The organism is Cellulomonas denverensis, assembly GCF_012396125.1.
GTDB lineage: Bacteria > Actinomycetota > Actinomycetes > Actinomycetales > Cellulomonadaceae > Cellulomonas > Cellulomonas denverensis.
Genome location: NZ_JAAXOX010000002.1, coordinates 589,129 through 609,609, shown reverse-complemented (window position 1 = coordinate 609,609; position 20,481 = coordinate 589,129). Strand labels below are relative to the sequence as shown.

General features: G+C 75.0%; 18 protein-coding genes. 14 read left to right on the top strand and 4 right to left on the bottom strand.

Annotated features, from left to right (window positions below; all coding sequences use genetic code 11):
- Positions 1 to 12: 12 nt before the first annotated feature.
- Entirely contained in the window at positions 13 to 2,106 is a 2,094-nt protein-coding gene (locus HGA03_RS06810; RefSeq protein ID WP_168629469.1) for a hypothetical protein, read from the bottom strand.
- Between HGA03_RS06810 and HGA03_RS06805 the strand changes: the two genes are divergently transcribed.
- From HGA03_RS06805 to HGA03_RS06745, 13 genes are all read left to right on the top strand, one after another.
- Positions 2,035 to 3,078, top strand: a complete 1,044-nt coding sequence (locus HGA03_RS06805) for a tetratricopeptide repeat protein (protein WP_168629468.1) — start codon at positions 2,035 to 2,037, stop codon at positions 3,076 to 3,078. The two genes, HGA03_RS06810 and HGA03_RS06805, sit on opposite strands and share 72 nt — an antisense overlap.
- Positions 3,075 to 4,106, top strand: a complete 1,032-nt coding sequence (locus tag HGA03_RS06800) for an HAD-IIA family hydrolase (RefSeq protein ID WP_168629467.1) — start codon at positions 3,075 to 3,077, stop codon at positions 4,104 to 4,106. The genes HGA03_RS06805 and HGA03_RS06800 overlap by 4 nt, the downstream gene beginning before the upstream one ends.
- A gap of 48 nt (positions 4,107 to 4,154) precedes the next feature.
- Entirely contained in the window at positions 4,155 to 4,298 is a 144-nt protein-coding gene (locus HGA03_RS06795) for a hypothetical protein (protein WP_168629466.1), read from the top strand.
- Between the two features lie 4 nt (positions 4,299 to 4,302).
- Positions 4,303 to 5,100 carry a TlyA family RNA methyltransferase gene (locus HGA03_RS06790; RefSeq protein ID WP_168629465.1) on the top strand — a complete coding sequence of 266 codons (798 nt, stop codon included), beginning with the start codon at positions 4,303 to 4,305 and terminating at the stop codon, positions 5,098 to 5,100.
- The gene (locus HGA03_RS06785) at positions 5,097 to 6,002 is read left to right on the top strand and encodes an NAD kinase (RefSeq protein ID WP_168629464.1); all 906 of its coding nucleotides are present in this window, start codon (positions 5,097 to 5,099) and stop codon (positions 6,000 to 6,002) included. Before HGA03_RS06790 ends, HGA03_RS06785 begins: the two co-directional genes overlap by 4 nt.
- Positions 6,003 to 6,402: 400 nt before the next feature.
- Positions 6,403 to 8,145: a DNA repair protein RecN gene (gene recN, locus HGA03_RS06780; protein ID WP_168629463.1), complete on the top strand. Its 1,743-nt coding sequence runs from the start codon at positions 6,403 to 6,405 to the stop codon at positions 8,143 to 8,145.
- 6 nt (positions 8,146 to 8,151) lie between these two features.
- Positions 8,152 to 9,342 (top strand): putative cytokinetic ring protein SteA, encoded by a 1,191-nt coding sequence (steA, locus tag HGA03_RS06775; protein ID WP_168629462.1) that lies wholly within the window; start codon positions 8,152 to 8,154, stop codon positions 9,340 to 9,342.
- Positions 9,343 to 9,391: 49 nt separating this feature from the next.
- Entirely contained in the window at positions 9,392 to 10,447 is a 1,056-nt protein-coding gene (locus HGA03_RS06770; RefSeq protein ID WP_168629461.1) for a copper transporter, read from the top strand.
- Entirely contained in the window at positions 10,444 to 11,346 is a 903-nt protein-coding gene (locus HGA03_RS06765) for a hypothetical protein (RefSeq protein WP_168629460.1), read from the top strand. The genes HGA03_RS06770 and HGA03_RS06765 overlap by 4 nt, the downstream gene beginning before the upstream one ends.
- Complete coding sequence (murJ, locus tag HGA03_RS06760) at positions 11,343 to 12,971, top strand: murein biosynthesis integral membrane protein MurJ (RefSeq protein WP_239073608.1); 1,629 nt, start codon at positions 11,343 to 11,345, stop codon at positions 12,969 to 12,971. The genes HGA03_RS06765 and murJ overlap by 4 nt, the downstream gene beginning before the upstream one ends.
- Positions 12,968 to 14,044 carry a glycosyltransferase family 4 protein gene (locus HGA03_RS06755; RefSeq protein ID WP_168629459.1) on the top strand — a complete coding sequence of 359 codons (1,077 nt, stop codon included), beginning with the start codon at positions 12,968 to 12,970 and terminating at the stop codon, positions 14,042 to 14,044. The genes murJ and HGA03_RS06755 overlap by 4 nt, the downstream gene beginning before the upstream one ends.
- An 81-nt stretch (positions 14,045 to 14,125) precedes the next feature.
- A complete protein-coding gene (gene pyrG, locus HGA03_RS06750) occupies positions 14,126 to 15,808 on the top strand; it encodes a CTP synthase (RefSeq protein ID WP_168629458.1) in 1,683 nt (560 codons plus the stop codon).
- Position 15,809: 1 nt separating this feature from the next.
- Entirely contained in the window at positions 15,810 to 16,433 is a 624-nt protein-coding gene (locus HGA03_RS06745) for an NUDIX domain-containing protein (RefSeq protein ID WP_168629457.1), read from the top strand.
- 355 nt (positions 16,434 to 16,788) lie between these two features.
- Here the strand turns inward: HGA03_RS06745 and HGA03_RS06740 are convergent, their stop codons facing one another.
- From HGA03_RS06740 to HGA03_RS06730, 3 genes are all read right to left on the bottom strand, one after another.
- The gene (locus HGA03_RS06740) at positions 16,789 to 17,712 is read right to left on the bottom strand and encodes a COX15/CtaA family protein (protein ID WP_168629456.1); all 924 of its coding nucleotides are present in this window, start codon (positions 17,710 to 17,712) and stop codon (positions 16,789 to 16,791) included.
- 166 nt (positions 17,713 to 17,878) lie between these two features.
- Positions 17,879 to 18,640, bottom strand: coding sequence for an ABC transporter permease (locus HGA03_RS06735; RefSeq protein ID WP_168629455.1), 762 nt, complete (start codon positions 18,638 to 18,640; stop codon positions 17,879 to 17,881).
- A complete protein-coding gene (locus tag HGA03_RS06730) occupies positions 18,637 to 19,587 on the bottom strand; it encodes an ABC transporter ATP-binding protein (protein ID WP_168629454.1) in 951 nt (316 codons plus the stop codon). Before HGA03_RS06730 ends, HGA03_RS06735 begins: the two co-directional genes overlap by 4 nt.
- 107 nt (positions 19,588 to 19,694) lie before the next feature.
- On the opposite strand from HGA03_RS06730, the gene HGA03_RS06725 reads away from it, so the two are divergent.
- A complete protein-coding gene (locus tag HGA03_RS06725) occupies positions 19,695 to 20,417 on the top strand; it encodes a helix-turn-helix transcriptional regulator (protein ID WP_168629453.1) in 723 nt (240 codons plus the stop codon).
- Positions 20,418 to 20,481: the final 64 nt, after the last annotated feature.

The window sequence follows — 20,481 nt, the reverse complement described above, 5'->3', positions numbered from 1 at the left end:
AAGCTAAGCCCTTCAGCGCCGATGGTACTGCACTCGCCAGGGTGTGGGAGAGTAGGACGCCGCCGGACACCTTTCACGAAAGGCCACCCCTGATGGGGTGGCCTTTCGTCGTTTCCGGACTTGTGTGTCACGGCACATGGTGAGCAAGGTGAGTGTCCCAGCGCGCGCCCCGTGGATGCCCCGGTGGGGGTGTCGGGTCCGCGGATGAGACGATGACGCGCAGGTGTCTGACGAGGAGATGGACCAACGATGAGTGACGCACGCGACCGAATCGGTGACTCCGCCGGCGGTGGGTTCGACGGCGAGCGGAGCGGCGGACCTCGCCGGACCCGGGTCGGACGACCGAATGCCGGGGGCGGCGCACGGGTTCCGCGCGTTGCCGGTGCACGAGGCCGTACCCGCGGTGATGACGGGCGTGCTTCCGGATCGGCCTCCGGGTTCACCGGCCGGCCGGCCCGGGACGGTTCGCGCGACGCGGCCGGTGGGCGTGCGGCGGATCGTGGGTCCCGCTTCGGCGGCGGACCGGGTGCGGGATCGTCCTCCGGCCGGGACGACCGTGGCGGCGCCGGGCGCGCGGGCGGTCGCTCGTTCGGTGCCGACGGCGGACGGGGTGCGGGTGACGGACGCGGTGTCCGGTCCACCGGTGACGGTGGCCGCCGGGGCGACGTCGGCGGTGGACGCTCGGCGAGGGGCGAGGGCCCGTCGCGGGGTGGCTACGGGTCTGCTCGCAATGGCGACCGGTCGGGTCGGAGCGAGGGCTACCGCGGGCGTGACGAGCGTGGCGGTGCCGGCCGGTCCGAGGAGCGGCGCGGCGGCGGTCGGCCCCAGGGTGGCGTCGGCAGCTTTGGTGGCCGGGACGAGCGCGGTGGCCGTGGCTTTGGTGGCTCGGGCGGTCGTGAGGACCGGAGCGGCGGGCGTTTCGGCGACCGCGACGTGCGTGGCGAGGGCGGGGGCACGGGGCGCGGTTTCGGTGGTGCCCGCGACGGTGGCGGTCGTGGCTTTGGCGACCGCGAGGAGCGCGGCGGCCAGGGTGGTTTCCGGGGCCGGGATGGGCGTGCTGGCCGTGGCGGGTTCGCCGGCGGTCAGGACCGGGATCGGCGTGGCGGTGCCCGCGGGTCCGACGACCGGGGCGCGCGGCCGTTCCAGGCGCGCGACGACCGCGGCGGATTCGGCGGGCGCGCGGGTGGCGGCGATCGGCCGTACCAGTCTCGTGACGGCCGGGGTGCTGGGGCGTCGGGCGGGCGTGACGACCGCGGTGGGCGACCGGGCGGTGGCTTCGGTGGCCGTGAGGGCGGTGCTGCTTCCTTCAGGGGCCGCGATGCTCGTGGCGCGGGTTCGTTCGGCGACCGCGACGCGCGGCGTGGTGGGACCGGTGGCCGGTTCGATGAGCGTGGCGGGCGGGACTCCGGGCCCCGGGGCGCCGGGTTCCAGGGCCGGTCGTTCCGTGACGGTGGCGACCGGGAGTTCCGCGGGCGCGAGGGCGGCGCGGGCGGTCAGCGCCGGGACGAGCGGTCCGGCGGGTTTCAGCGTGGCGGCGGTCGGCCCGACGGTGCCGGTGGTGCGCCGCGGCGCGAGTTCGGAAGCGGAGGACGACCGGGGTCCGGCGGTGATCGTGAGGCGCGCTTCGAGCGTGGCGGCGACCGTCCCGGTGGCCGTCCGGGTGCCGGTGAGCGGCGCGGGTACGGCGATCGGCGCGGTGACGGCGCACGGACCGGTGGACCACGCGGTGAGGGTCAGGGTCGTTCCGGCCAGGGGTTCGGGCCGCGCGGCGCGGGCCAGGGCGGCGTCCAAGGCTTCGGTCGCGGGGAGGGTCGGGGCTTTGGCTCGGATCGTGGGCCGCGTCGCGAGGGCTTCGGCGGCGAGCGGCGGGGCTTCGGTGGTGACGATCGGCGGGGGTCGCGCAGTTTCTCCGACGACCGTCGTGGTCCCCGGGACGACCGGCGCGGGTACGGCGACGACGAGCGGCGCCCGAGCCGGCCGCCGCAGTCGGTCCGGGTGCCGGGGCCCGAGCTCCCCGAGGACATCACGTTCAGCATGCTCGACCGGGAGGTCCGCTCCCGGCTGCGCACGCTGAGCAAGGACAACGCCGAGATCGTCGGTCTGCACCTGGTGATGACCGGCCGGCTGATCGACGAGGACCCCGAACTGGCCTACCAGCACGCCCAGGCCGCGGTGCGCCGTGGCGGTCGGGTCGACGTGGTGCGCGAGGCAGCCGGGCTGACCGCGTACCGGACCGGGCGGTTCGCCGAGGCGCTGCGCGAACTGCGCACGGTGCGGAGGCTGAACGGGTCCTCGGAGCACCTCGCCGTGATGGCCGACTGTGAGCGCGGGCTCGGCCGCCCGGAGCGGGCGATCACCCTGGCCCAGTCGCCGGAGGCGGAGCAGCTGGACCCGACCGCGAAGGTCGAGCTCGCCATGGTGGTCTCCGGGGCGCGCCTGGACCTGGGCGACGTCGACGGGGCGCTGGCCGCGCTGACCGGCTTCCGGGTCGGGGGTCAGACGCTGCTGGCGGCGCGGGTGGCCCAGGCCAAGGCGGAGGCGCTGCGCGCGGCCGGCCGGGAGCAGGAGGCCGAGGAGGCGACGGCCGGGTTCTCGGCGGCGCTGCTCGCGCAGGCTTCCGGCGAGGTCGACGACGAGGACGACGTCCTGCTCTACGACCTGGAGGAGGACGAGGAGGGCGACGGCGCGGGTGAGTTCGGCGGCGCGGACGAGCATGACGCAGCCGACGACAGCCATCGTGCCGACACAGGGGGCGGCGACGGGCCGGAGCTGGACACCGCTGACCCGGATGAGGCGGAGGCGGTTCCGGTCGACAGAGCCGGGGTGGATGACGCTCCGGCCGATGCCGATGCCGATGCCGATGCCGACTTCGGGGGCGAGGCGTCCGGCGAGGACGAGGCGAGCGCCGAGTCGGATGGCGACGAGGTGTCCGCGGCGGAGCCGGTGGCCGATGCCGCGGACGACGACTTCTACGACCCGGCTCGGGACGCGGACGAGGCCCCGGCCGAGTCGCGGCACGGCGGGGACGACGAGAGCACCGGGGCGGCGGCCCCGGCCGGGAACACGGAGGACGAGTGAGCGACGCGCGACTGATCGGCAGCGACATCCCGCTGGCGGAGCGGTACGACCTGGCACTGGTCGACCTGGACGGTGTGGCCTACAAGGGTCACGAGCCGATCGCGGGCGCCGCGGCAGGTCTGAGCGGGGCGCGCGCGGCCGGGATGCGGCTGGTGTTCGTCACGAACAATGCCTCCCGTGAGCCGGGGTCGGTGGCCGAGCAACTGACCGGGCTGGACATCCCGGCGCAGGCCGGTGACGTGATGACGGCGGCGCAGGCGTGCGCGCAGCTGCTGGCCTCCCGGTTGTCGCCGGGGGCGAAGGTGCTGGTGGTCGGCGGCGCGGGGATGTTCACCGCGGTGCGGGAGGCCGGGTTCACCATCGTGGAGTCGGCGGACGACCGGCCGGATGCCGTGGCGCAGGGCTTCGCACCCGAGCTCGGCTGGACCCAGCTCGCGGAGGCCGCCTATGCGGTGGCCGGCGGGGCGTGGTTCGTGGCGAGCAACCTGGATCTGAGCCTGCCGACCGCGCGGGGCTTCGCACCCGGGAACGGCGCGCTGGTCGGCACCGTGACCGCGGCGACCGGGGTGCGGCCGGACAGCGCGGGCAAGCCGGCGTCGACCATGTACGAGCTGGCGGTGCAGCGTGCCGGTGCGGCGAACCCGCTGGTGGTGGGGGACCGCCTGGACACCGACCTGGCCGGTGCCCGCACCGGGGGCTACGCCGGGCTGCACGTGCTCACCGGGGTGTCGACCGGGCGGGACGACGTGCTCGCCGACGCCGGGTTCCGGCCGCACTACATCGCCGCGGATCTGGGCGAGCTGCTGACGCCCCACCCGGAGCCGGAGCAGTCCGCCGAGGGCTGGTGGCGGGTGCGCGGCGCGGCGGCCCGGGTGGTCGACCGCCGGTTGGAGCTGCACGCTGCCGAGGGTGGGTCAGATCGCGGGGTGGACCTGATCCGGGCGGCCTGTGCGGCGGCCTGGGACGCGGTGGACAGCGGTGCCGGGCTGGACGCGGACAGCGTGCCGGACCTGCCTGTGGACAACTGATCCGCCGCGCGCACCCGCCGGTAGCGTGGGGTGCGGGAAGGAGCCGTGATGGAGTCGACGGGTGACGAGCGGGTGGACGCACTGGTGCACCGGCTGGCCGAGGTGAGCGAGTTGGCGCCGCGTGATCAGCTCGAGGTGTTCGAGGCCGTGCACGCGGGGCTGCAGGAGCGGCTCGCGGAGGCGGAGGACTGACGGGATGCGGGTGGATGCCGTGCTGGTGCGGGACGGGCTCGCCCGCTCGCGTCGGCATGCCACCGAGCTGATCGAGTCCGGCCGGGTCGCCGTGGACGGCCGGCCGGTGCGGCGCCCCTCCGCGACGTGGTCGCCGGGCCAGGTGCTGACGGTGGCCGACGACGCCGCGGACGACGGTTACGCCTCCCGGGGGGCCTACAAGCTGGTCGGGGCGCTGGACACGTTCGGGGTGGACCCCGCTGGGCTGCGCTGCCTGGACGCGGGGGCGAGCACCGGCGGGTTCACCGATGTGCTGCTGCGCCGGGGTGCGGCGTCGGTGGTGGCCGTCGACGTGGGCCACGATCAACTGGTGGACCGGCTGCGCCAGGACCCGCGGGTCGAGGTGCACGAGGGCGTCAACCTGCGCGAGGCGGTGCCGGGGCAGTTCGGGCCGCCGCCGGAGCTGGTGGTCGCGGACCTGTCGTTCATCTCGCTGACCCTGGTGCTGCCCGCACTGGCCGCGGTGGTCGCCCCGGCGGCGGCGCTGCTGGTGATGGTCAAGCCGCAGTTCGAGGTCGGCCGGGAGAGACTGGGTTCCGGCGGCGTGGTGCGCAGCCCCGACCTGCGGTGTGAGGCGGTCGAGGCGGTCGGTCGCCGGGCGGAGGAGTTGGGCCTGGGCGTCCGGGACGCGGTGGCCAGTCCACTGCCCGGGCCGAGCGGCAACGTCGAGTACTTCCTGCGGCTGCACGCCGGGGAACGGTCGGTCGGAGGATGGGAGCAGCGGGTGGCGGACGTGGTGCACGGCGACGGGGTCCGGACATGACCGGGCGCCGGGTCCTGGTGGTGACGCACAGCGGCCGTCCGGAGGCGGTCACCGCGGAGGAGGAGGCGGTCGCCGCACTGGAGGCGGCCGGGTTCGAGCCGGTGCTGGCCGGGGACGACATGCCCGGGATGTCCTTCCACGACATCGAGCTGGCGATCATCCTCGGCGGCGACGGCACGATCCTGCGCGCCGCGGAACTCGCCCGGGCGGCGGGGGTGCCGCTGCTCGGGATCAACCTCGGTCACGTCGGCTTCCTGGCCGAGAGCGAGCGGGACGACATCGGCGACGCGGTGCGCCGGGTGGCCGCCGGGGACTACGCGGTCGAGGAGCGCACCACCCTGCAGGTGCAGGTGCAGTTGCCCGGCGCGCGGGATCCGATCGTGGGCTGGGCGCTGAACGAGGCGGCGCTGGAGAAGGCCGAGCCGGCCAAGATGGTCGAGGTGGTGATCGAGGTCGACGACCGGCCGCTGTCCTCCTTCGGCTGCGACGGCGTGGTGCTGGCCACCTCCACCGGGTCGACCGCGCACGCGTTCTCCGCCGGAGGCCCGGTGGTCTGGCCGGAGGTCGACTCGATGATCGTGGTCCCGCTGTCCGCGCATGCGCTGTTCGCCCGGCCGCTGGTGGTCGGGCCGCGCAGCGTGGTCGCCGTGGAGGTGCTGACCCGGTCGCCGTCGCCCGCCGTACTGGTCTGCGACGGTCGGCGACGGATCGAGGTGCCCGCCGGGTCGCGGGTGGAGGTGCGCCGCTCGCCGGTGCCGGTGCGGCTGGCTCGGCTGACCCCGGCGCCGTTCACCGACCGGCTGGTGAAGAAGTTCGACCTGCCGGTGGTGGGCTGGCGCGGCCGGTCGCCGGAACTCGACGGGATGCGCAGCCGGCGCGGGTCGGCGACCACACCGGAGTAGCGCACCGATGGCCGGGGGGAGGCCAGCCCGCCGGGGGGAGGCCAGCCCGCCGGGGGGAGGCCAGCCCGACGGGGGGAGGCACAGCCCGCCGGGGGGAGGTCAGCCCGACGGGGGCAGACACAGCCCGCCGGAGGCACAGCCCGCCCGGGGGAGGCGCCGACGGCCGGTGAGAGGCACCCACCTCCCGGGGAGGCGCCGGCGCCGGTGCGGGGTGACGCCCGACGGCCACCAGGTCCACCGAGGCCGTACTCCGGGCCCGCAGACCACGGCGCGACATGCCCGGGCGGCCCGGAAAGCGCGCGATCGAACGTATGTACACGGCAGAATCGACCTGGCCGCGGCCCGGCTGCACCGGGCCGGCGACCGGCGGAACGGCATCGACGAGACGACGAGGGCGAGAGTGTTCGACGAGATCACGATCAGCGACCTGGGTGTGATCGGCGAGGCCCGGATCCAGCTGCACCCGGGCCTCACCGTGCTCACCGGCGAGACCGGCGCGGGCAAGACGATGGTGCTGACCGCGCTGAACCTGCTGCTCGGTGGCAAGGCCGACCCGGCGACGGTGCGGATCGGCGCGGAGTCGGCGGTGGTCGAGGGCCGGATCGTGGTGCCGCCGGACTCCGCCGTGGCGCAGCGGGCGATCGAGGCCGGGGGAGCGCTGGACGACGACGGCAGCCTGCTGCTGGTCCGCACGGTGGGGGCGGGCACCGACGGGGCGCCGGGCCGGTCGCGGGCCCATCTGGGCGGTCGCTCGGTGCCGCAATCGGTGCTGGCCGAGCTGGCGGACAGCCTGGTGACCGTGCACGGCCAGATGGACCAGACCCGGCTGCGCTCGGCCGCGCACCAGCGGGATGCGCTGGACGCCTATGCCGGGCAGGCGCACGGCGGGCTGCTGGACGACTACCGCGCCGCGTGGGCGGAGCGGTCGCAGGTGCAGGCCCGGATCGACGACCTGACCTCCCGCGCCCAGGAGCTGGCCCGGGAGGCCGAGCTGTTGCGGCTCGGGCTGGCCGAGGTGGAGCGGGTGGACCCGCAGCCCGGCGAGGACGTGGCGCTGGCGGCCGAGATCGAGCGGCTGTCGCATGCCGAGGACCTGCGCCAGGCGGCGGCCGGGGCGCACCTGGTGCTGATGGGCGAGGAGGATGCGGGCACCGACCTGTCGGCGACCGCCGCGGTGGAGCACGCCCGGCGGCAGTTGGAGGCGGCCGGTGACCACGACCCGGCGCTGATCGAGCTGCGGGACCGGGTGGCCGAGGCGGGCTATCTGCTGGCGGATGCCGCCACCGAGTTGTCCTCCTATCTGCAGGATTTGCAGGCCGACCCCGCGCGGCTGGAGCAGGCACTGAACCGCCGGGCCGCCCTGGTGGGCCTGACTCGCAGCTACGGCGAGGACATCGAGGCGGTGTTGCGCTGGTCGCAGGAGAGCGCGCAGCGGCTGCTGGAGATCGACGGCGGCGAGGACCGGCTGACCGCCCTGCGCGAGCAGCGGGACGGCCTGGACCGGCGGTTGGCCGACCTGGCGGAGCGGATCGGGGCGGCCCGCCGGGAGGCCGCGGTGCGGTTGGCGGACACCGTCTCCGCGGAGCTGACCGGGCTGGCGATGGCCGACGCGCGGCTGGAGGTCCGGGTCACCGACGCGGGTGAGCTGGGCCCACACGGTGGAGATTCGGTGGAGATGCTCCTGGTCCCGCACGCCGGTGCGCCGGCCCGTCCGCTGGGCAAGGGGGCCTCGGGCGGTGAGCTGTCCCGGGTGATGCTGGCGCTGGAGGTGGCGCTGGCGACCTCCCCGGATCAGGGCGACGACCGGCCCGGGACGTTCGTCTTCGACGAGGTGGATGCGGGGGTCGGTGGCCGGGCCGCCACCGAGGTCGGACGGCGGTTGTCCGCGCTGGCCACCGGGGCACAGGTGTTGGTGGTCACCCATCTCGCCCAGGTCGCCGCGTTCGCCGATCGGCACCTGGTGGTGACCAAGTCCCGCGGTGGTTCGGACGGTTCGGGTGACGTCGTCACCGCCTCGGACGTGCGGGCGGTCGAGGGCGAGGAACGGGTGAACGAGCTCGCCCGGATGCTGTCCGGCGACGACTCGCCCGCGGCACGCGCACACGCAGCAGAGCTGATGGTGCAACGAAACATGGCACGATGAACACCGATGAAACTCCTGCCCTCGCGCCGACGCTCCGCTGCGGCCCGCGCGGGTGAGATCGTCGGACCCGCACGGGTCGATCCGCGGACCAAGGCGCTGACCAAGCGCCTGCGTCCGGGCGATATCGCCGTGATCGACCACGTGGACATCGACCGGGTGGCCGCCGACTCGCTCGTAGCGGCCGCACCCGCCGCCGTGCTCAATGCCGCACGATCCACCTCCGGTCGCTACCCGAACCTGGGCCCGGGCATCCTGGTCGAGGCCGGGATCCCGCTGATCGACGACCTCGGCTCCGACGTGATGACCGCCCGCGAGGGCCGTGACCTGCGCGTGGTCGACGGCAAGGTCTACCAGGGCGACGCGCTGCTCGCGGAGGGTGTGGTCCAGACCGCGGAGACGGTGGCCGCCGACCAGGAGACCGCACGGGCCGGCCTGTCCACCCAGCTGGAGTCCTTCGCGGCGAACACGATGGACTACCTGCGCCGGGAGCGCGACCTGCTGCTGGACGGCGTGGGCGTGCCGGACATCACCACCGAGATCGAGGGCCGTCAGGTCCTGATCGTGGTGCGCGGGTACCACTACAAGGAAGACCTGGTCACGCTGCGCCCGTACATCCGGGAGTACCGCCCGGTGCTGATCGGGGTGGACGGCGGCGCGGACGCGATCCTGGACGCCGGGTGGACGCCGGACATGATCGTCGGCGACATGGACTCGGTCTCGGACCGGGCGCTGAAGTGCGGCGCCGAGATCGTGGTGCACGCCTACCGGGACGGCCGCGCGCCGGGCCTGAGCCGGGTGGACCAGCTCGGCGTGCCGCACATCGTGTTCCCGGCGACCGGCACCAGCGAGGACATCGCGATGCTGCTCTCGGACGACAAGGGTGCGGAGCTGATCGTCGCGGTCGGCACCCACGCCACCCTGGTCGAGTTCCTGGACAAGGGCCGCGCGGGCATGGCCAGCACCTTCCTGACCCGGCTGCGGGTGGGCGGCAAGCTGGTCGACGCCAAGGGCGTGTCCCGGCTCTACCGCAACCGGATCTCCAACGTGCAGCTCACCCTGCTGGTGCTGGCGGGCCTGCTCGCACTGGGGGTCGCACTGGCGTCCACCACCGCCGGCCAGACCCTGATCGGCCTGCTCGGCGCCCGCTGGGACGACATCGCGCGCTGGTTCGGCTCGCTGTTCGGCGGACCGTCGTGAGCGGCCGCGCCCCGCACCTGATCGACTCCTGCTACCGAGAGCCCTCGCTGTGATCGACTTCCGCTACCACCTCGTCTCGCTGATCTCGGTGTTCCTCGCGCTCGCCGTGGGGATCGCGCTGGGCGCCGGCCCGCTCAAGGAGAGCATCGGCAACACGCTGACCGGGCAGGTCGACCAGCTGCGCGAGGAGAAGGACTCGCTGCGCACCGAGCTCGACCAGGCGAACGCCGCCACCACCGCGGCGGAGAACTACATCGCCGCGGCCGGTCCGGCGCTGGTGAAGAACACGCTGACCGACCGGAACGTCGCGGTGATCGCGATGGGCGACGTGGACGCCGAGGCGCAGGAGGCGATCGAGGAGCAGCTCTCCGCCGCCGGTGCGACCGTGACCGCCCAGGTCACGCTGACCCCGGCCTGGTCCTCCACCGACCTGCGCAGCTTCCGCCAGGCGCTGGTCGCGAACCTGACCGCCTACCTCGACCCGCAGCCCGAGTCGGGTACCGGTGCGGACACCGCGATGGCCGAGGCGCTGGTGCAGGGCCTGACCGGCGCGGACCCGGCGGATCCGGCGAAGGTGAGCGCGGACGCCTCCACCCTGATCAAGCTGCTGAGCACCGGCGACGACCCGCTGATCGAGCTCGCCGCCGAGGTGACCGCTCCCGCGGACGACGTGCTGCTGCTCACCGACGACATCACCGCCGTGGGCACCAGCACGCAGGACGCCGCCACCGACCAGGACGAGGCGACCCAGGACTCGCTGGCCGCGCTGGTCCGGGTCGCCGGTGAGCGGGCCGCGGGCGCGGTGGTCGCCGGTGGTCCGGTGGCCGAGGACACCCTGATCGCCGCGATCGTGGCGGACGGCGAGCTCGCGGACTCGGTGAGCACGGTGAACGCCGCCGGGACCGCCGCCGGGCAGGTGTCGGTGCCGCTGGCGCTGAACGCCGACGCCGGTGGCAAGGTCGGGCACTACGGCAGCGGCGACGGCCTGACCGTCATCCCGACCGCGACCGCGCTGACCCCGGTGGACCGCAGCCCGGTGGCCGACCCGAATGCCGGCGACCAGGCCGCGGACGGTGACCAGCCGGCGGACGGGGACCAGGGGTGACCAGCGCGCTGCGGCGCACGGTCGCCGCCGTCACCGCCCGGATCGCCACCACCGTGGTGCGCGGGATGCTGGACGACGAGCCGCCCGGTGGCCCGCGACGGTGGGAGCGGACGAACCACCGCGGTGAGCCGGTGAGCCTGCTCGGCGGGCCCTCGGTGGCCGCCGGGGTGCTGGCCGGGGGACTGGTCGGCGCCGGGAGCGGCCGGGACGCGGCGGCACTGACCGTCGCCACGGTCAGCGGCACCGGCTTCGGCCTGGTGGACGACCTGACCGAGGACCGCTCCGGCGAGGTCGCCAAGGGCCTGCGCGGACACCTGGGCGCGCTGGCCCGGGGTGAGCTGACCACCGGCGGACTCAAGGTGCTGGGCATCGGCGCGGGTGCGCTGGTGGCCGCCACGCTGAGCCGCCCGCACGGTCCACGCCCGGCGGGCCGTGGCGCCCGGGCCGGGTTGCGGCTGGCCGAGATCGGGATGGACGGCGCGCTGATCGCCGCCAGCGCGAATCTGGTGAACCTGCTGGACCTGCGGCCGGGCCGGGCGTTGAAGGCGACCGGGATCGCCGCCGCCCCGAGCGCGGTGCTGGGCGGACCGGGATCCGGCACCTCCGCCGCGGTGCTGGGCGCGGTGATCGCCGAGCTGCCGGACGACCTGGCCGAGCGGGACATGCTCGGCGACTCCGGCGCGAACGGGCTGGGGGCCGCCCTGGGCACCGTCGCGGTGCAGCGGCTGCCCCGGGGTGCCCGGCTGGCGCTGCTGGCCGGGGTGGTCGGCCTGACCGTCGCCTCGGAGAAGGTGTCCTTCACCCGGGTGATCGCCCGGACCCCGGTGCTGCGCGAGATCGACGGTTGGGGCCGGCGGCCGGCCGCGCCGCAGCCCGCCGACGGGTCGCCGCTGACGTGAACCGCCGCCGGCTGATGTCGGGGCTGGCCGGGGCCGCCGCGTTGATCGCGGCGGTCACCGTGGTCAGCCGGCTGCTGGGCTTCGTGCGGAGCCTGGTGTTCAGCTCCGCGGTGGGCCTGACCGGGATCGGCGGCGCCTACAACGCGGCGAACACGATCCCGAACGTGCTGTTCGAGGTCGCGGCCGGTGGTGCGCTGGCCGGGGCGCTGATCCCGGTGATCGCCGCCCCGCTGGCCCGGGGGATGCGCGAGGACGTGTCCCGGATCTCCTCGGCGATGCTGACCTGGACCCTGTCCGGGCTGGTGCTGATCGGTGGGCTGCTGGCGGTGTTCGCCGAGCCGGTGGCCGCGCTGACCGCCTCGAACAGCGACCCGGAGCTGGTGGTCTACTTCCTGCGGGTGTTCGCGGTCCAGATCCCGCTGTACGGCCTGGCGGTGGTGCTGGCCGGGGTGCTGCAGGCGCAGAAGCGGTTCTTCTGGCCGGCCTTCGTGCCGGTGCTGTCCAGCCTGGTGGTGATCGCGACCTACGCCGGCTACGGCTGGTTCCTGCGCCGGGACGGGCTGCCGGTGACCGCGGACCCGGGCCAGTTGCCGTCGGGGGCGATCGAGCTGCTGGCGTGGGGGACCACCGCCGGGGTGCTGGCGATGGGGGTGCCGCTGCTGGTGCCGGTGCTGCGCTCCGGGGTGCGGCTGCGGGCGTCCTACCGGTTCCCGGCCGGGGTCGGAACGCGGGCGCTGAACCTGGCACTGGCCGGGCTGGGTGGTCTGGTGGCGCAGCAGGTGTCCGTGCTGGCGGTGCTGAAGCTGGTGGACGTCTACGGCACCGGCCCGACGCTGGTCGCCTGGCAGACCCTGATCCAGCCGGTGTACCTGCTGCCCTATGCGGTGCTGGCGGTGCCGCTGGCGACCAGCACCTTCCCCCGATTGGCGGAGCGTGCCAGCCGTCCGGGCCGGGAGGGCTTCGCCCGGTTGACCGCGGTGACCACCCGGGGCGTGCTCACCGCCAGCACGGTCGGGGTGGTGGCGCTGGTGGCCGCCGCGCCGGCGGTGACGACGGTGTTCGGCCGGATCGGCAACGGCGACGCCGAACTGCTGGCCGCGCTCAGCCTGCCGCTGTCGCTGACCGCGCCGGGGCTGCTCGGCTTCGGGCTGGTGTTCCACGTGTCCCGGGCGCTGTACGCGCTGGAGCGCGGACGACTGGCGGTGATCGGGGCCAGCACCGGCTGGGCGGTGGTGATCGCGGCGTCCTGGATCGGCTGCGTGCTGCTGGTCGGCGGCGGGCACACCGACGGCCCGGCCACCCTGCGGGCGCTGGCGATCGGCAACAGCATCGGCATGTTGACCGCCGGGGTGCTGCTGCTGGTGCTGCTGCGCCGGGCGGCCGGGGCCGAGGCGGTGCACGGGCTGGCGCGCTCGGCGGTGGTGCTGGTGCTCGGCGGCGCGGCCGGTGCGCTGCTCGGCCGGCTGGTGGTGGACGCCCTCGCCACGCCGGGGGTGGCCGGGGCGGTGCTGGCGGCGGTGGCCGGTGCGGTCGCCGGGACCGTGGTGCTGCTGGCGGCGGTGTGGCTGGCCGACCGGTCGGCGATCACCGGCCTGCTGCGGCGCGGACGAACGGTGGAGGGATGACCATGCGGGTGGTGCAGGTACTGGGGTCGAGTGCGGGCGGGGTGGCCCGGCACGTGGCCCAGGTGGTGACCGAGCTCACCGCGGCGGGCGACCGGGTGCTGGTCGCCGGGCCGGAGGCGGTCCGGCCGACCGTGCTGCCGGACGGTGGGCACTTCGCCCCGGTGGAGATCACCGACCGACCCCAGCCCGGCGACCTGGCGGCGATCCGGCGGCTCGCCGCGGTGTGCCGGGGCGCCGACGTGGTGCACGCCCACGGGCTGCGGGCCGGGGCGTTGACCGTGCTGGCGGTGCGGGGCCGTCCGGGTCGTGGCCGGCCGCGGGTGGTGGTGACGCTGCACAACCTGCCGGTGGGCGGCCGGGCGGTCCGGGGGGTGTCCGCCGTGCTCGGCCGGGTGGTGGCCCGCGGGGCGGATGTCGTGCTCGGCGTCTCCGGTGACTTGGTGGCGCTCAGCCGGTCCCAGGGTGCCCGGCAGGCGGAGCGGGCGCTGGTGCCCGCCCCGGCACGCCGTACCCCGTCCGGGACCGCCGAGCAGACCCGTGCGGCCCTGGACCTGGCGCCCGGACAGCCGGTGGCGGTCACCGTGGCGCGCCTGGCCCCGCAGAAGGGCCTGGACACCCTGGTGCGGGCCGCCGCGGCGGTCGATGTGCCTGGGCTGGTCTGGCTGCTGGCCGGGGACGGTCCGCTGGAGCAGGACGTGCGGGCGCAGGCCGAGCAGGCCGGTGCGCCGGTGCGGGTGCTCGGCCGGCGCGAGGACGTGCCCGAGCTGATCGCGGCGGCGGATGTCGTGGTCTCCACCGCGGTCTGGGAGGGCCAGCCGCTGGCGATGCAGGAGGCGCTCGGCCTCGGTGCGGCGGTGGTGGCCACCGATGCCGGTGGCACCCGGGAGGTGACGGACACCGCGGCGGTGCTGGTCCCGGTGGGTGACGCGCAGGCCCTCGCGGCGGCGGTCCGCGAGGTGCTGACCGACCCCCCGCGGCGCGACGGACTGCGTGCGGCCGCCCTCGCCCGGGCCGCACAGTTGCCGACACCCGCGGATGTCCGCGATCAGCTGCACCGGATCTACCGCGGCTGACCTGCCCTTCCGTCCGGCTGCCCGAATCCACGGCGGGGCGGGCGTGGGCCAACGCCTCCGGGTGAGGTAGGGTTGAAGCCCGTGGCAGAGCGCGCAAATCGACTCTCCGGGCGGTCGGAATCCGGGACCCGGCACATCTTCGTCACGGGAGGCGTTGCCTCCTCACTCGGCAAGGGCCTGACGGCCAGCAGTCTGGGCCGGCTGCTGCGGTCGCGGGGACTGCGGGTCACCATGCAGAAGCTCGACCCCTACCTCAATGTCGACCCCGGCACGATGAACCCGTTCCAGCACGGCGAGGTCTTCGTCACCGAGGACGGCGCCGAGACCGACCTGGACGTCGGTCACTACGAGCGCTTCCTGGACGTCAACCTGGTCGGCTCGGCCAACGTCACCACCGGGCAGGTCTACTCGCACGTGATCGCCAAGGAGCGGCGCGGGGAGTACCTCGGCGACACCGTGCAGGTCATCCCGCACATCACCGACGAGATCAAGTCCCGGATGCGGTCCCAGGCGGCCGACGACGTCGACGTGATCATCACCGAGATCGGTGGCACGGTCGGCGACATCGAGTCCCAGCCGTTCCTGGAGGCCGCCCGCCAGGTGCGCCACGAGCTGGGCCGGGACAACGTGTTCTTCCTGCACGTGTCCCTGGTGCCCTACATCGGTCCGTCCGGCGAGCTCAAGACCAAGCCCACCCAGCACTCGGTGGCCGCACTGCGCAGCATCGGCATCCAGCCGGACGCGATCGTGCTGCGCTCCGACCGCGACCTGCCCGCCTCGATCAAGTCGAAGATCGCGCTGATGTGCGACGTCGACACCCAGGGCGTCATCTCCTGCAAGGACGCGCCGAGCATCTACGACATCCCGAAGGTGCTGCACGCCGAGGGCCTGGACGCCTACGTGGTGCAGCGGCTCGGCCTGCCGTTCCGGGATGTGCAGTGGGCCGGCTGGGAGGACCTGCTGGGCCGGGTGCACGGTTCCACCGACGTGGTGGAGATCGGCCTGGTCGGCAAGTACATCGACCTGCCGGACGCCTACCTGTCGGTGACCGAGGCGCTGCGGGCCGGCGGCTTCCACCACCGGGTCAAGGTCAAGATCCGCTGGGTGCCCTCCGACGAGTGCCAGACCCCGGAGGGCGCGCAGGCCGCGCTCGGCGGGGTGGACGCGGTGCTGGTGCCCGGCGGGTTCGGCGTGCGCGGCATCGAGGGCAAGCTCGGCGCGCTGCGCTGGTCGCGGGAGAACGGGGTGCCGACGCTCGGCATCTGCCTGGGCCTGCAGTGCATGGTGATCGAGTACGCCCGCAACGTGCTCGGCCTGCCCGGCGCGTCCAGCTCCGAGTTCGACGACAACCCGGCCGACCCGGTGGTCGCCACCATGGCCGAGCAGCTGGCGATCGTCGGCGGCGACGGCGACCTGGGCGGCACCATGCGGCTGGGCGCCTACGACGCGGTGCTGAACGACGACTCGGTGGTCGCCGAGGCCTACGGCAGCACCCAGGTCTCCGAGCGGCACCGGCACCGGTACGAGGTGAACAACGCCTACCGCGACCGCCTGGAGGCGGCCGGCCTGGTGATCTCCGGGACCTCGCCGGACTCCTCGCTGGTGGAGTTCGTCGAACTCCCGCGCGAGACGCACCCGTACTACGTGTCCACCCAGGCCCACCCGGAGTTCAAGTCCCGCCCGACCAGTGCGCACCCGCTGTTCGCCGGTCTGGTCGGTGCGGCGCTGCGGGTCCGGTCCGGTGCGGTCGAGGCCGGAGCCTGAGATGACCGACGACGGCGTGGGGCCGGATCAGCGGCCGGACCCGACCGACCGCCCGGCCCCGCGCCCGGTGCTGGACCACCAGCTGCTGCACCACGGCAAGATCTGGGACCTGGTCTCCGAGCAGGCCGACCTCGGCGACAGCCAGGTGACCCGCGAGTTCCTGGACCACCCCGGCGCGGTGGCGATCATCGCGCTGGACGCCCAGGAACGGGTGCTGCTGCTCCGCCAGTACCGGCACCCGGTCCGGTACGAGCTCTGGGAGCCGCCGGCCGGGCTGCGCGACGTGCCGGGGGAACCGCCGGTGGAGACCGCGGCCCGGGAACTGGCCGAGGAGGCCGACCTGCGGGCCGGTCGCTGGGACCTGCTCACCGAGTTCTTCAGCAGCCCCGGCGGCTCGAACGAGCGGATCGGCGTCTACCTGGCCCGGGAGCTGTCCCCGGTGCCGGAGGCCGACCGCTTCACCCGCGAGGAGGAGGAGGCCGGGATGGTGCCGGTCTGGGTCCCGCTCGACGACGCGGTGGATGCGGTGCTCACCGGACGGGTGCTCAGCCCCTCGGCGACCGTCGGGATCCTGGCGGCGGCCGCTGCCCGCGACCGCGGATGGATGACCCTGCGCGACGCCTGACCCGCCACGACGGGCCCCGGGACACCCCGGGGCCCGTCGTGCTGTCCGGCCCCGGACCGCCGTCCTGTCTCCCGTGCGCCGTCAGCCGACCGCCCACCCGCGCGCCGTAGCCCCGACCGCGCCACGGGGCCGAGTTCGGTACATCGGCGCCGACGTCGGTAGCCCGGTGGCCGCACTCGCCGCGGATGTGCCGATCTCGCGGGCGCGGGCGCGGGCGAGGCGCGGGGCCCGGCGAGCGCCGGCGGGGGAGGCTCGGCGGCCCCGGCAAGGGGGGCGAGCCTGGGCGCGCGGGCGTCGGGAGCATCAGGCCCGCCAGATCGCGAGCGTCTCGGACGAGCCCGGGCGGGCGCGGGGGTCAGTCCCGGACGCGGAAGCTCATCAGGTACCGGGTCGACCCGGCGGTGAGCATCCCGGCGGCGGCCATGTGCAGCACCACCAGCAGGATCGGCAGGTCGGTGGCGACCTGGACGTAGCCGATCACGCCCTGCAGCACCACCAGCACAGCCACCGTCATCCCGAGCCGGGGGACCGGGCGGGGGGCGCGCCGGTTCAGCACCAGCAGGGTGACCAGCACGGCGGTGAACAGCCAGACCGCTGCGGCGTGCACCCGGGCCATCAGCAGCGGGTCGATCGCGAACCGGTAGGCGATCTCGTCATCGCCGGAGTGCGGGCCGGCGCCGGTGGTGATCGCCCCGAGCACCAGCACCACGCCGAGCAGCACGGCGAACACCGGGGCCAGCCGCCGGGACCAGGTGCCGACCACCGGCCGCGGGGCGCCGTCGCCCTCGGCGGAGCGGTCCAGCAGGATCGCGGAGGTGACGATCAGCAGCATCGACACCAGGAAGTGCGTGCTGACCCAGCCCGGGTGCAGGTCGACCCGGACCGTGATCCCGCCGATCACGGCCTGTGCCAGCACGCCGATCAGCGGGGCGAAGCCGAGCCAGCGGTAGGAGGCGACGCGGTCGCGCCGGGTCCAGACCACGATTGCGACCAGCAGGGCGATCACGCCGAGCACGCCGGTCAGGGTGCGGTTCCCGAACTCGATGTACGGGTGGATGGTCAGCGCCTCGTGGAACTTCGGGGTGAAGTGCCCGGGCTCGCACTGCGGCCAGGTCGAGCAGCCCAGTCCGGAGCCGGTCAGCCGGACCGCACCGCCGGTGACCACGATGGCGATCTGTGCGATCAGGTTGGCGATCAGCACCGGGCGCGTCCAGCGGTCGCGCCAGCGGGCGAAGGTGCGGGGGGCGTCGGCGGCGGTGTCGACCTCGGTGCGGCTCACCCGTCCAGGGTACGAGCCGGGCACGGTGGCGCGGGCCGGTTCGGGCGAGGGCTTGGTCACGTCCGGCCGGTTAGGACCCCGTGGTGTGCCGCGGTGGGGACGGCGCGACGGGCCGCGGTGGGGACGGTGCGGCAGGCCGCGGTAGGGACGGTGCCGCGGGCCGCGGTCAGGACCAGCGGAACCAGCGCCGCACCGCCGCGCCGAGCAGCACGGTCCACCCGGCCAGCACCAGCAGGTGCACCCCGGGGAAGCCACCGTCGACCAGCGCCGTGCGCAGCGCCTCGCCCAGGGCACCCGGCGGCAGCCAGACCGCGATGTCCGCCCACCAGCCCGGCAGGTCGGCGACCGGCAGCACGATCCCGCCGACCACCGCGAGCAGCACCAGCAGCAGGTTCGCCGCGGCCAGCACCGCCTCCGCGCGCAGCGTGCCGGCCAGCAGCAGAGCCAGCGCGGTGAACGCCGCCACGCCGAGCAGCAGCGCGAGCAGGGCGGGGGCGATCCCGGCCGGGGCCGGTCGCCAGCCGAGCACCAGGCCGGTGATCCCGACCACCAGCACCTGCACGGCCGCCACCGCCAGCACCGCCACCGCCTTGCCGGCCAGCAGCCCGCCCGGGCCCAGCGGCGTGGTGGCCAGCAGCCGCAGCACGCCGTTGCGCCGGTCGAAGGCGGTGGCGATCGCCTGGGAGGTCATCGAGCCGGCCATCACGGCCAGGCCGAGCACACCGGGGGTGACCACGTCGATCCGGGCCGCCCCACCGGTGCCGATGTCCAGGAACTCCGCCCGGCTCAGCGCGATCAGGGCGACCACCGGGATGATCAGGGTGACCAGCAGCTGTTCGCCGTTGCGCAGCACCGCCAGGGTCTCGAACCGGCCCTGGGCGAGCACCCGGCGGGCGGGCGGGGCGGCGGCGGACACGGGGGCGCTCATCGCAGATTCCGTCCGGTCAGGTCGAGGAACACGTCCTCGAGGGTGCGGCGCCCGGCGTCCAGCCGGGTGAGCAGCAGGTCGCGCTCGGCGCACCAGGCGGTCAGGGTGGCCAGCAGTGCGGGGGAGGCGGGCAGGTCCACGGCGTACCGGCCGGGCGCGGTCTCCCGGACGGCGGCGGTCCGGGTCGGCGGCAGGCCGGGCATCGCCCACAGCACCGAGTCCAGGGCGGCGACGTCCACGCCGGGGTCGGTGCAGAAGGTCACGGTCGGGGTGGCGGCGGTGCCGGTGGTGAGCTCGTCGACGGTGCCCTCGGCGATCACCCGGCCGTGGTCGACCACCACCACCCGGTCCGCCAGCTCCTCGGCCTCGTCCATCAGGTGGGTGGTCAGCACCACCGCCACGCCGTCGGCGCGCAGCTCGGCGACCAGGTCCCAGACCGCCCGGCGGGCCTGCGGGTCCATCCCGGCGGAGGGTTCGTCCAGGAACACCAGCTCCGGTCGGCCGACCACCGCGGTCGCCAGGGCCAGGCGCTGGCGCTGCCCGCCGGACAGCCGGCGCACGGTGGTCCGGGCGAAGGGGGCGATGCCCAGCCGCTCGACCAGCTCGGCGACCGGGCGCGGCTCGGCGTACATCGACGCGACGTGCCGGAGCACCGCCAGTGCGGGCGCGCCGGTGGGCAGTCCGGCGTCCTGCAGCATCACCCCGACCCGGGGGCGGAGCGCCGCGGCGTCGGCCAGCGGGTCCAGGCCCAGCACCTCGATCCGGCCACCGTCCGGGGTGCGCAGACCTTCGCAGCACTCGATGGTGGTGGTCTTGCCCGCGCCGTTGGGGCCGAGCACCGCGGTCACCTGTCCGGGTCGTGCGGTGAGGTCCAGTCCGTCGACGACGGGGCGGCCGTCATAGCGTTTGACGAGACCCCGGACGGACAGGGCGGCTGAGCGTGGCACCCGGCGAGTGTACGAGCCGCACCGATGTGAGGTAGTCCTTCCTTGCCAGGAACGAATTCGGCAACAAGGATGTTGCCGATATCGGGCGCAGCGAACGGAGGGGTGGCATGTCATCGTCGTCTCCCGTCCTCGGGCACCGGCTGGAGCTGGATGCCGAGGAGGCCGGGACCCGTCGCCGGGTGCTCGACCTGATCGCCGGCGACGGACCGGTGTCCGCCGCCGAGCTGGCCAACCACCTCGATCTGACCGCCGCCGCCGTGCGCCGCCACCTGGCGGCGCTGGAGGGCGACGGGCAGATCGCCGTGCACGACGGCAGCACCCCCGGGCCCGCCCGGCGCGGCCGGCCGGCCAAGCGCTACGTGGTCACCGCCGCGGGGCAGGCCGCCCTGAGCCAGCAGTACTCCGAGCTGGCCAGTCAGGCACTGCGGTTCCTGGCCGAGGTCGGCGGGGCGGAGGCCGTGCGCGACTTCGCCACCCGCCGGGTGCAGGAACTGGAGCAGCGGCACGCCGGTGCGATGGCCGAGGCCGGGGCCGATCTGGCCCGCCGCGCCGAGGTCCTGGCCGAGGGGCTGTCCGACGACGGCTTCGCGGCCAGTGCCCGGCCGGTGCCCGGCGCCGCGGCGATCCAGCTCTGCCAGGGGCACTGCCCGGTGCAGGCGGTGGCCACCGAGTTCCCCGAACTGTGCGAGGCCGAGGCCCGGGCGTTCTCCCGGATGCTCGGCGTCCACGTGCAGCGCCTGGCCACCCTGGCGCATGGTGGACATGTCTGCACCACCAACATCCCGATTCTTCCGGCGCGCCGGACCGATCACGGCGACGCCGTGAGCTGAGCACCACCGGGGCCGCGCGCCCCCGTCGCACCACACCCCCCGAACGCCCCCATCCCGTGCCCAC

Coding starts and splice junctions, on each gene's coding strand:
- HGA03_RS06805 (WP_168629468.1), top strand. CDS start 2,035: ATGCTCGACCGGGAGGTCCGCTCCCGGCTGCGCACGCTGAGCAAGGAC.
- HGA03_RS06795 (WP_168629466.1), top strand. CDS start 4,155: ATGGAGTCGACGGGTGACGAGCGGGTGGACGCACTGGTGCACCGGCTG.
- HGA03_RS06790 (WP_168629465.1), top strand. CDS start 4,303: ATGCGGGTGGATGCCGTGCTGGTGCGGGACGGGCTCGCCCGCTCGCGT.
- HGA03_RS06785 (WP_168629464.1), top strand. CDS start 5,097: ATGACCGGGCGCCGGGTCCTGGTGGTGACGCACAGCGGCCGTCCGGAG.
- steA (WP_168629462.1), top strand. CDS start 8,152: ATGAAACTCCTGCCCTCGCGCCGACGCTCCGCTGCGGCCCGCGCGGGT.
- HGA03_RS06755 (WP_168629459.1), top strand. CDS start 12,968: ATGACCATGCGGGTGGTGCAGGTACTGGGGTCGAGTGCGGGCGGGGTG.
- HGA03_RS06745 (WP_168629457.1), top strand. CDS start 15,810: ATGACCGACGACGGCGTGGGGCCGGATCAGCGGCCGGACCCGACCGAC.
- HGA03_RS06735 (WP_168629455.1), bottom strand. CDS start 18,640: ATGAGCGCCCCCGTGTCCGCCGCCGCCCCGCCCGCCCGCCGGGTGCTC.
- HGA03_RS06725 (WP_168629453.1), top strand. CDS start 19,695: ATGTCATCGTCGTCTCCCGTCCTCGGGCACCGGCTGGAGCTGGATGCC.